10 protein-coding genes are annotated in these 9,034 nt (G+C 68.2%); 6 read left to right on the top strand and 4 right to left on the bottom strand.

The features are described 5' to 3' along the window. Positions 1 to 13: 13 nt before the first annotated feature. Both femX and Q8A52_RS29795 read right to left on the bottom strand, forming a co-directional pair. The gene (gene femX / locus Q8A52_RS29800; protein WP_316756977.1) at positions 14 to 1,135 is read right to left on the bottom strand and encodes a peptidoglycan bridge formation glycyltransferase FemX; all 1,122 of its coding nucleotides are present in this window, start codon (positions 1,133 to 1,135) and stop codon (positions 14 to 16) included. A 179-nt stretch (positions 1,136 to 1,314) separates the two neighbouring features. Beyond that, positions 1,315 to 1,632 carry a hypothetical protein gene (locus tag Q8A52_RS29795; protein ID WP_316756975.1) on the bottom strand — a complete coding sequence of 106 codons (318 nt, stop codon included), beginning with the start codon at positions 1,630 to 1,632 and terminating at the stop codon, positions 1,315 to 1,317. Between the two features lie 276 nt (positions 1,633 to 1,908). On the opposite strand from Q8A52_RS29795, the gene rpsF reads away from it, so the two are divergent. The 4 genes from rpsF to rplI all read left to right on the top strand — a co-directional run bounded on the left by rpsF (position 1,909) and on the right by rplI (position 3,615). Then, the gene (gene rpsF, locus Q8A52_RS29790) at positions 1,909 to 2,199 is read left to right on the top strand and encodes a 30S ribosomal protein S6 (RefSeq protein ID WP_003956532.1); all 291 of its coding nucleotides are present in this window, start codon (positions 1,909 to 1,911) and stop codon (positions 2,197 to 2,199) included. A gap of 78 nt (positions 2,200 to 2,277) precedes the next feature. Then, entirely contained in the window at positions 2,278 to 2,856 is a 579-nt protein-coding gene (locus Q8A52_RS29785) for a single-stranded DNA-binding protein (protein ID WP_316756971.1), read from the top strand. A gap of 57 nt (positions 2,857 to 2,913) precedes the next feature. Then, the gene (gene rpsR / locus Q8A52_RS29780) at positions 2,914 to 3,150 is read left to right on the top strand and encodes a 30S ribosomal protein S18 (protein WP_003949403.1); all 237 of its coding nucleotides are present in this window, start codon (positions 2,914 to 2,916) and stop codon (positions 3,148 to 3,150) included. 18 nt (positions 3,151 to 3,168) lie between these two features. Beyond that, positions 3,169 to 3,615: a 50S ribosomal protein L9 gene (rplI, locus tag Q8A52_RS29775; RefSeq protein ID WP_316756969.1), complete on the top strand. Its 447-nt coding sequence runs from the start codon at positions 3,169 to 3,171 to the stop codon at positions 3,613 to 3,615. A gap of 175 nt (positions 3,616 to 3,790) precedes the next feature. Here rplI and Q8A52_RS29770 read toward each other — a convergent pair whose 3' ends face one another. Further along, on the bottom strand, positions 3,791 to 5,128 hold the full coding sequence (locus tag Q8A52_RS29770; RefSeq protein ID WP_316756967.1) for an MATE family efflux transporter: 1,338 nt from the start codon (positions 5,126 to 5,128) through the stop codon (positions 3,791 to 3,793). Positions 5,129 to 5,587: 459 nt separating this feature from the next. Between Q8A52_RS29770 and dnaB the strand changes: the two genes are divergently transcribed. Both dnaB and Q8A52_RS29760 read left to right on the top strand, forming a co-directional pair. Continuing rightward, complete coding sequence (gene dnaB, locus Q8A52_RS29765; protein ID WP_316756965.1) at positions 5,588 to 7,069, top strand: replicative DNA helicase; 1,482 nt, start codon at positions 5,588 to 5,590, stop codon at positions 7,067 to 7,069. A 44-nt stretch (positions 7,070 to 7,113) separates the two neighbouring features. Continuing rightward, the gene (locus Q8A52_RS29760; protein WP_316756963.1) at positions 7,114 to 8,499 is read left to right on the top strand and encodes a serine hydrolase domain-containing protein; all 1,386 of its coding nucleotides are present in this window, start codon (positions 7,114 to 7,116) and stop codon (positions 8,497 to 8,499) included. Positions 8,500 to 8,580: 81 nt separating this feature from the next. Here Q8A52_RS29760 and Q8A52_RS29755 read toward each other — a convergent pair whose 3' ends face one another. Further along, on the bottom strand, positions 8,581 to 9,033 hold the full coding sequence (locus tag Q8A52_RS29755; RefSeq protein WP_316756961.1) for a GNAT family N-acetyltransferase: 453 nt from the start codon (positions 9,031 to 9,033) through the stop codon (positions 8,581 to 8,583). Position 9,034 lies beyond the last annotated feature (1 nt).

The following is a 9,034-nucleotide window of genomic DNA, read 5'->3' as shown; positions in this document are numbered from 1 at the left end:
ACCGAATGGGACATCAGCGACGCGACATGTAGATGTCGAGAGCCTTGTGGAGCAGCTTGTTCAGCGGGAAGTCCCACTCGCCGAGGTACTCGGCGGCCTGCCCCCCGGTGCCCACCTTGAACTGGATCAGGCCGAAGAGGTGGTCGGTCTCGTCCAGCGAGTCGGAGATGCCGCGCAGGTCGTAGACCGTCGCGCCGAGCGCGTAGGCGTCGCGCAGCATCCGCCACTGCATCGCGTTCGAGGGCCGGACCTCACGGCCGATGTTGTCGGAGGCGCCGTAGGAGTACCAGACGTGCCCGCCGACGATCAGCATGGTCGCCGCCGAGAGGTTCACGCCGTTGTGGCGGGCGAAGTACAGCCGCATGCGATTGGGGTCCTCGCTGTTGAGGGCCGTCCACATGCGCTGGAAGTACGACAGCGGGCGGGGCCGGAAGTGGTCGCGCACGGCCGTGATCTCGTACAGCCGCTGCCACTCCTCGAGGTCCTGGTAGCCACCCTGGACGACCTCGACGCCGGCCTTCTCGGCCTTCTTGATGTTGCGGCGCCACAGCTGGTTGAAGTTCTTGTGGACCTCTTCCAGGGAGCGGTTGGCCAGCGGCACCTGGAAGACGTAACGCGGCTGTACGTCGCCGAAGCCGGCCCCGCCGTCCTCGCCCTGCTGCCAGCCCATACGGCGCAGCTTGTCGGCCACCTCGAAGGCGCGCGGCTCGATGAAGTCGGCCTCGATGTCGCGCAGGCGCTTCACGTCCGGGTTCTGGATGCCCTGCTTGATGGAGTTGGCCTCCCAGCGCCGGATGATCACCGGGGGGCCCATCTTCACGGAGAAGGCGCCCTGCTGCTTGAGGTGGGCCAGCATCGGCTGGATCCAGTCGTCCAGATTCGGCGCGAACCAGTTGATGACCGGGCCCTCGGGAAGATAGGCGAGGTAGCGCTTGATCTTGGGCAGTTGGCGGTAGAGGACCAGGCCCGCGCCGACCATCTCGCCGGTGCGGTCGTCGAACCAGCCGAGGTTCTCGGATCGCCACTCCGCCTTGACGTCGGCCCAGGCCGGGACCTGCATGTGGCTAGCCGCCGGCAGGCTCTGGATGTATGCCAGATGCTGTTCGCGGCTGATGGTCCTCAGGGTCAGGCTCATGTCGGGGCGCTCCTCGGGCTGGTGTGTCCCCATGGGTACAGGGGCTCCGGCTCTCGCGCCGAAGCCTACTGCGCCTTGCGAGCGCCCCGACTGGGCGCACGGGTCCTTCGCCCCGGCCTGTCGCGCGCCGAGGCGATCAGGGGTGTTCTACGGATGTTCGAGGGACGGTGTCCGGGCGGTCATCCGCTGAGTCCGCCGAACAGTCCGCCGTGCGCCATTCCCAGGTAGAAACCGACGGCCGAGGCACCGAGACCCAGGATCAGACCGAGGCGCTCACGCGTGGTCTCCGAGATCCACTGCCCGTATGCGCCGGTGAAGATCCCCACCAGGCCCGTCCAGGAACTGATCAGGTGGAGGTTGTCGAACATCGCCGTGATGAAGGACGTCACACCCAGAACCAGCGTCACCACGGTCAACGCGTCCTGGAGGGGATGAGGTTTGCCGTCCGTCGCGAGGAAGGATCCGGCGGTGTTGGGTCGCAATGCCTGTTGTGCCATGGGGCACCTCCTGCGAAAGGCGGCGCATCGTAGCGCCATACACACCCGACGTGTACAGATTGGCGGTCCCCCCGGCCGGATTTCAACCGGAAGCCGGTGTGCGGGTACTCTGTACCCTCTGCAGCGGTGTCTGCCCAGGCCACGGCGGAGGCTCCCGGCGGGAGCCTCCGATTGTCAGTGGCGGCTGTTTTACTGACAGACACTGTTGCGTACGCATCACAACCCTCCTGCCACGGAACGACCGTGGCCGCTGAGTCCAAAGGAGGTGGGTTCCACATGCGTCACTACGAGGTGATGGTCATCCTCGACCCCGATCTGGAGGAGCGCGCTGTCGCCCCCCTGATCGAGAACTTCCTCTCCGTCGTCCGTGAGGGCAACGGCAAGGTGGAGAAGGTCGACACCTGGGGCCGTCGTCGTCTCGCGTACGAGATCAAGAAGAAGCCCGAGGGCATCTACTCGGTCATCGACCTGCAGGCCGAGCCTGCGGTCGTCAAGGAGCTCGACCGCCAGATGAACCTGAACGAGTCGGTCCTCCGGACCAAGGTCCTCCGCCCCGAGACCCACTGAGCTCTCCCGCTCAGCTGATCTCGGATTTCGAGTAGCAGCAACCAAGCAGCCAGAGCAAACCCGCCGAGAGGTTCCCCCATGGCAGGCGAGACCGTCATCACGGTCGTCGGCAATCTTGTCGACGACCCCGAGCTGCGCTTCACCCCGTCCGGTGCGGCGGTCGCGAAGTTCCGCGTCGCGTCCACTCCCCGCACCTTCGACCGTCAGACGAACGAGTGGAAGGACGGCGAAAGCCTCTTCCTGACCTGCTCGGTCTGGCGTCAGGCGGCGGAGAACGTCGCCGAGTCGCTCCAGCGAGGCATGCGCGTCATCGTGCAGGGCCGGCTGAAGCAGCGGTCCTACGAGGACCGTGAGGGCGTCAAGCGCACGGTCTACGAGCTGGACGTCGAGGAAGTCGGCGCCAGCCTGCGCAACGCCACGGCCAAGGTCACCAAGACCGCCGGTGGCGCTCGCGGTGGCCAGGGCGGTTACAGCGGCGGTGGCGGCCAGGGTGGCGGCGGCTGGGGCGGAGGCTCCGGTGGCGGCCAGCAGGGCGGCGCTCCTGCCGACGACCCGTGGGCGACCGGCGCTCCCGCCGGTGGCAACCAGGGTGGCGGCGGCTGGGGCGGAAACTCCGGCGGCGGTGGCGGCGGCTACTCGGACGAGCCCCCCTTCTAGGTCTTCGGACCGAGGGCGGGTCGTACCCAAACTTCTTGATCACACAGGAGAAACACCATGGCGAAGCCGCCTGTGCGCAAGCCGAAGAAGAAGGTCTGCGCTTTCTGCAAGGACAAGGTCACGTACGTGGACTACAAGGACACGAACATGCTGCGGAAGTTCATTTCCGACCGCGGCAAGATCCGTGCCCGCCGCGTGACCGGCAACTGCACGCAGCACCAGCGTGACGTCGCCACGGCCGTCAAGAACAGCCGTGAGATGGCGCTGCTGCCCTACACGTCCACCGCGCGATAAGGGAAGGGTGACCGACACATGAAGATCATCCTCACCCACGAGGTCTCCGGCCTCGGCGCCGCCGGCGACGTCGTCGACGTCAAGGACGGTTACGCTCGCAACTACCTCATCCCGCGGAAGTTCGCTATCCGCTGGACCAAGGGTGGCGAGCAGGACGTGGCGCAGATCCGCCGCGCCCGCAAGATCCACGAGATCCAGACCATCGAGCAGGCCAACTCTGTGAAGGCCCAGCTCGAGGGCGTCAAGGTCCGCCTGGCCGTTCGCTCCGGCGACTCCGGCCGTCTCTTCGGTTCCGTCACCCCGGCCGACATCGCCTCCGCGATCAAGGCTTCCGGTGGCCCCGAGGTCGACAAGCGCCGCATTGAGCTCGGCGCGCCGATCAAGACCCTGGGCGCCCACGAGACGTCCGTGCGTCTGCACCCCGAGGTTGCCGCCAAGGTCAGCATCGAGGTCGTCGCGGCCTGATCGCCGCGTGATCGCCGTGCTCGCATGAGCCGGTGAAAGGGGCCGCATCCTTCACGGGATGCGGCCCCTTTCTGGTGCCCGGGGTCGCTTTTCTGGTGCCCGAGGTCGTTGCCGCTCGCTCATGTTTCACGTGAAACGGCCGACGAGTCCGAAACGGTCAGCTGATCCGAAACAGTCAGCGCGTCGCACCCGTCACGATCCAGCGGCCCGAGCGGGCGCGCAGCCAGAGGGTCAGCATCCTGACCGTCATCATGAGCGTCATGGCCGCCCAGAGCGCGGTGAGGCCACCGCCCAGCGTGGGTACGAGCAGCGCGACCGGGGTGAACACCGCCAAGGTCACCACCATCGCCCAGGCCAGGTAGGGCCCGTCCCCGGCGCCCATCAGGACGCCGTCCAGGACGAAGACGATTCCGCAGATGGGCTGGGAGAGGGCCACCATCAGCAGTGCGGGCAGTGCCGCACCCTTCACCACGGAGTCGCTGGTGAACAGCGGGAGGAACAGCGGTCGGGCGGCCACCACGAGCAGACCCAGTACGACACCGGTGGCGATGCCCCACTGGACCATGCGGCGGCAGGCCTCGCGGGCGCCCTGGGCGTCGTCCGCGCCGAGATGGCGCCCGATGATGGCCTGGCCCGCGATCGCGATGGCGTCGAGAGCGAAGGCCAGCAGGCTCCACAAGGAGAGGATGATCTGGTGGGCGGCCATGTCGGCGTCACCGAGGCGTGCCGCGACAGCCGTGGCGATCATGAGGATCGCCCGCAGCGACAGCGTCCGGACCAGCAAGGGGGCGCCGGCCTGGGCGGAAGCCCTGATGCCCGCGGCGTCGGGGCGCAGGGACGCCCCGTGCTTACGGGCGCCCCGGACCACCACGGCGAGATAGACCGCCGCCATGCCGCACTGGGCGATGACGGTGCCCCAGGCGGAGCCGGCGATGCCGAGCCCGACACCGTAGACGAGTCCGATGTTGAGGGCGGCATTGGAGAGGAAGCCCGCGACGGCGACGTACAGCGGGGTTCTGGTGTTCTGGAGTCCGCGCAGGACGCCGGTCGCGGCGAGCACGACCAGCATGGCCGGGATGCCCAGCGCCGAGATGCGCAGATAGGTCGTCGCAAAGGGAGCGGCGGTGTGCGATGTGCCGAAGAGGGACACAAGGCCCGGGGCCAGGGGCAGGACGGCGGTGATGACCGCGGCTCCGAGCAGGAGCGCGAGCCAGATGCCGTCCATGCCCTGGCGTATGGCCGCCTGGAGGTCGCCCGCGCCGACGCGGCGCGCGACGGCGGCCGTGGTGGCGTAGGCGAGGAAGACGAAGACGCTCACGGCAGTCGTGAGGAGGGCCGAGGCTACACCGAGGCCGGCCAGCTGGGCGGTGCCGAGATGGCCGACGATCGCGCTGTCGGCCATGACGAACAGCGGCTCGGCGACGAGTGCACCGAAGGCCGGGACGGCCAGCGCGACGATCTCGCGGTCGTGCCGTCGTCGGGTGGGCCCGGGGATCGTGGGAGCCAGTGGCATGAGCACTAATCTAATCGTCCACAGGTAAGAGGTGCAAATGGCATCTGATCCTTACCTCTCATCTGGCGCCGCGTGGTCTCGCATAGCGTTCGAACCGATCTTGATCCGACTGGGGAAGTTTTTCTTCTGCACAGCCGGTGGACGACAACGCTGCAGGTCAGAGTGATTTGCCAAGGGGATTCGAGGGCTTGTTCACAGGGCTGTCCACCGGGTCGTGCACAGGTTTTGCCAGTTTCTCCACAGCATCCGGGCCGTCGTCCACATGGCCTGTGGATAACCAGATTGGCTGACGGTGCCGACGGGCCTAACGTGGTCCGGCGCCCGCTCCGTCCGCCGACCTCGGAAACGTCACAAATCCGACGCGACAGAACCGGAGTTGGGCCTCTCAACTGTCAGTGTCGTGCCGTAGAAATGAGGGGCACGGCGAGGTCCGCTGGGCGGACGGGAGGAGGTGGCTCGGTGAGCATTTCCGAGCCCTTGGACGACCCGTGGGCCGACAGCGGTCCCAGTGATCGTCTGCCCGCCTCCCGTCGGCGTGGGGACGGCGGCGGCCGGAGCCGTGACGAGCAGCACGACCGGGGCCGGGAGAACGGTGAGTGGGACGGCGGCGGCTCGGCCTTCGAGCGGGTGCCGCCGCAGGACCTCGACGCCGAGCAGTCCGTTCTCGGCGGCATGCTGCTGTCCAAGGACGCCATCGCGGACGTCGTCGAGGTCCTCAAGGGCCATGACTTCTACAAGCCCGCCCACGAGACGATCTACCAGGCGATCCTCGACGTCTACGCGAAGGGCGAGCCGGCCGACCCCATCACGATCGCCGCCGAGCTCACCAAGCGCGGCGAGATCAACAAGGTCGGCGGCGCCTCGTATCTGCACACGCTCGTCCAGACCGTGCCGACCGCGGCCAACGCCGAGTACTACGCGGAGATCGTCCGCGAGCGGGCCGTACTGCGCCGCCTAGTCGAGGCCGGCACCCGCATCACACAGATGGGATACGCGGCCGACGACGACGTCGACGAGATCGTCAACCGCGCCCAGGCCGAGATCTACGCCGTCACGGAGCAGCGCACCAGCGAGGACTACCTGCCCCTTGGCGACATCATGGAGGGCGCCCTCGACGAGATCGAGGCCATCGGCTCGCGCAGCGGTGAGATGACCGGTGTGCCCACCGGCTTCACGGACTTCGACTCGCTGACGAACGGGCTGCACCCGGGCCAGATGATCGTCATCGCGGCACGTCCCGCCATGGGTAAGTCGACGCTCGCACTGGACTTCGCCCGGGCCGCTTCGATCAAGCACAACCTGCCGAGCGTCATCTTCTCGCTCGAAATGGGCCGCAACGAGATCGCGATGCGTCTGCTGTCCGCGGAGGCCCGAGTCGCCCTGCACCACATGCGCTCGGGCACCATGACCGACGAGGACTGGACGCGACTGGCCCGCCGTATGCCGGACGTCTCCGCGGCCCCCCTCTACATCGACGACTCCCCGAACCTGTCGATGATGGAAATCCGTGCCAAGTGCCGCCGTCTGAAGCAGCGCAACGACCTCAAGCTGGTCGTCATCGACTACCTCCAGCTGATGCAGTCCGGCGGCTCCAAGCGGGCCGAGAGCCGCCAGCAGGAGGTTTCGGACATGTCCCGTAACCTCAAGCTGCTCGCCAAGGAGCTGGAGGTCCCGGTCATCGCGCTCTCCCAGCTGAACCGTGGCCCCGAACAGCGCACCGACAAGAAGCCGATGGTCTCCGACCTGCGTGAGTCCGGCTCCATCGAGCAGGACGCCGACATGGTCATCCTGCTGCACCGCGAGGACGCGTACGAGAAGGAGTCCCCGCGCGCGGGCGAGGCCGACCTGATCGTCGCCAAGCACCGTAACGGTCCGACCGCGACGATCACGGTGGCCTTCCAGGGCCACTACTCGCGGTTCGTGGACATGGCACAGACCTGAGAAATGAACTCGACGCACGTCGCCGCACCGGATGGACTGGGCTCATGACGACATCGCAGGAAGAGCTGCTAACCGGTACACGACGCGCGCTGCTGCACCGGATCGCCGTGGCGCAGGCGGAAGGGCGGGCGCCGTCACTGGTGGCGGCTGTGGTGAGGGACGGCAGGGCCGTGTGGCACGGTGCGCGGACCTCGGTGGACGGGCACGCGCCGGACGAGCACGTGCAGTACCGGATCGGTTCGATCACCAAGACCTTCACCGCCGTCCTCGTGCTGCGGCTGCGCGACGAGGGACTGCTCGACCTCGGTGACCCCCTCGAGAAGCATCTGCCGGGCACCGGTGCGGGGGAGGCCACCATCGCCGAACTGCTCGCGCACACCGGCGGGCTGGCGGCGGAGTCGCCCGGCCCGTGGTGGGAGCGCACACCTGGGTCGCTGCGCCCCGAACTCACCGATGTGCTCGGCGAGCAGCCCTTCCTGCACCCCGTCGGCCGCCGCCACCACTACTCGAACCCCGGCTACACGCTGCTGGGCGCGCTGGTGGAGGAGCTGAGGGGAGCCCCCTGGGAGGACGTCCTGCGGCGCGAGATCCTCGAACCTCTGGGCCTGAGCCGTACAAGTGCGCAGCCCCTGGCACCGCATGCGGGCGGCTGGGCCGTGCATCCGTGGGCCGATGTGATACTTCCTGAGCCCGCCGAGGATCTCGGGAGAATGGCTCCGGCCGGGCAGCTCTGGTCCACCTCCGGTGACTTGGCGCGGTTCGCCGCCTTCCTGGCCGCGGGGGACGATCGGGTGCTGAGCGCGGAGTCGGTACGGGAGATGCGCACGCCGGCCGCGCCGGCCGAGGCCGCGGATGTGGCGGACGGCGCCTCGTACGGACTCGGCCTGCAGATCCAGCACCGGAACGGGCGGCTGCTGGTGGGGCACTCGGGTTCGCTGCCGGGCTTCCTGGCGAACCTCGTCATCAGCGTGGCGGACGATGTCGCGGCCGTGGTGCTGGCGAACTGCACCTCCGGCCCGGTGCTGTCCGCGGTGGGCGCCGATCTCGTGCGCATTGTCGCCGAGGCCGAGCCACGCATCCCGGAGCCGTGGCGGCCGCTGCGGGAAGCCGACCCGTCCGTGGTGGAGCTGGCGGGCCAGTGGTACTGGGGCACGCAGGCCTTCGCCCTGCGGGTGACGGCCGACGGGCTCATTTCGCTCGGGCCGCTGTCCGGCAACGGCCGTCGGTCACGCTTCCAGGCCAACGACGACGGCACCTGGACGGGTCTGGAGGGCTACTACGCCGGAGAGCTCCTGCGGCCCGTACGGCGCCCGGACAAGGCGGTGAGCCATCTCGACCTCGGATCGTTCGTGTTCACGCGGCAGCCGTACGAGGAGGGGGCTCCGGTGCCCGGTGGTGTGGATCCGGAGGGGTGGCGCGGGATCGGTTAGTCGGTCCAGCACAGGAGGCGGCCTGTTTCACGTGAAACAGGCCGCCTCCTGCGTTTCAGAGCCGGAGCTCGAAGTCGTGCTTCAGAGCTGGAGTTTGAAGCCCACATGTGAGGCCGTGAAGCCGAGCCGCTCGTAGAAGCGGTGGGCGTCGGTGCGGCTGACGTCGGAGGTCAGCTGTACCAACTGGCAGCCCTGGCGACGGGATTCGTCGATCGCCCACTCGATCAGCTGAGTGCCCAGACCGCTGCCGCGCTCGTCCGCGTGGATGCGAACGGCCTCGATGATCGACCGGGTGGCACCGCGCCGGGACAGCCCGGGAATGGTGGTGAGCTGGAGCGTGCCGATGACGCGACCTTCGCGCACGGCCACGACCACCCGCTGGTTCGGGTCGGCGGAGAGCCGCTCCAGCGCGGTCAGATACGGAGCAAGGTCGTCCAGTGACTCGCGCTGCGCGCCCAGCGGGTCGTCGGCGAGCATGCCGACGACGGCGGGGATGTCGGCGGCGACGGCGGAGCGTATTTCGAGATCTCCCATG

It is taken from the genome of Streptomyces herbicida, from assembly GCF_032656585.1.
Taxonomy (GTDB): Bacteria; Actinomycetota; Actinomycetes; order Streptomycetales; family Streptomycetaceae; genus Streptomyces; species Streptomyces herbicida.
Note: the sequence above shows the minus strand (reverse complement) of the source record. Positions and strands in the feature narration are given on the sequence as shown.

Excerpts from the sequence above, each read along its gene's own strand:
- rpsF (WP_003956532.1), top strand. The coding sequence starts at position 1,909 with ATGCGTCACTACGAGGTGATGGTCATCCTCGACCCCGATCTGGAGGAG.
- Q8A52_RS29760 (WP_316756963.1), top strand. The coding sequence starts at position 7,114 with ATGACGACATCGCAGGAAGAGCTGCTAACCGGTACACGACGCGCGCTG.
- rplI (WP_316756969.1), top strand. The coding sequence starts at position 3,169 with ATGAAGATCATCCTCACCCACGAGGTCTCCGGCCTCGGCGCCGCCGGC.
- rpsR (WP_003949403.1), top strand. The coding sequence starts at position 2,914 with ATGGCGAAGCCGCCTGTGCGCAAGCCGAAGAAGAAGGTCTGCGCTTTC.
- Q8A52_RS29795 (WP_316756975.1), bottom strand. The coding sequence starts at position 1,632 with ATGGCACAACAGGCATTGCGACCCAACACCGCCGGATCCTTCCTCGCG.
- femX (WP_316756977.1), bottom strand. The coding sequence starts at position 1,135 with ATGAGCCTGACCCTGAGGACCATCAGCCGCGAACAGCATCTGGCATAC.
- Q8A52_RS29770 (WP_316756967.1), bottom strand. The coding sequence starts at position 5,128 with ATGCCACTGGCTCCCACGATCCCCGGGCCCACCCGACGACGGCACGAC.
- Q8A52_RS29785 (WP_316756971.1), top strand. The coding sequence starts at position 2,278 with ATGGCAGGCGAGACCGTCATCACGGTCGTCGGCAATCTTGTCGACGAC.
- Q8A52_RS29755 (WP_316756961.1), bottom strand. The coding sequence starts at position 9,033 with ATGGGAGATCTCGAAATACGCTCCGCCGTCGCCGCCGACATCCCCGCC.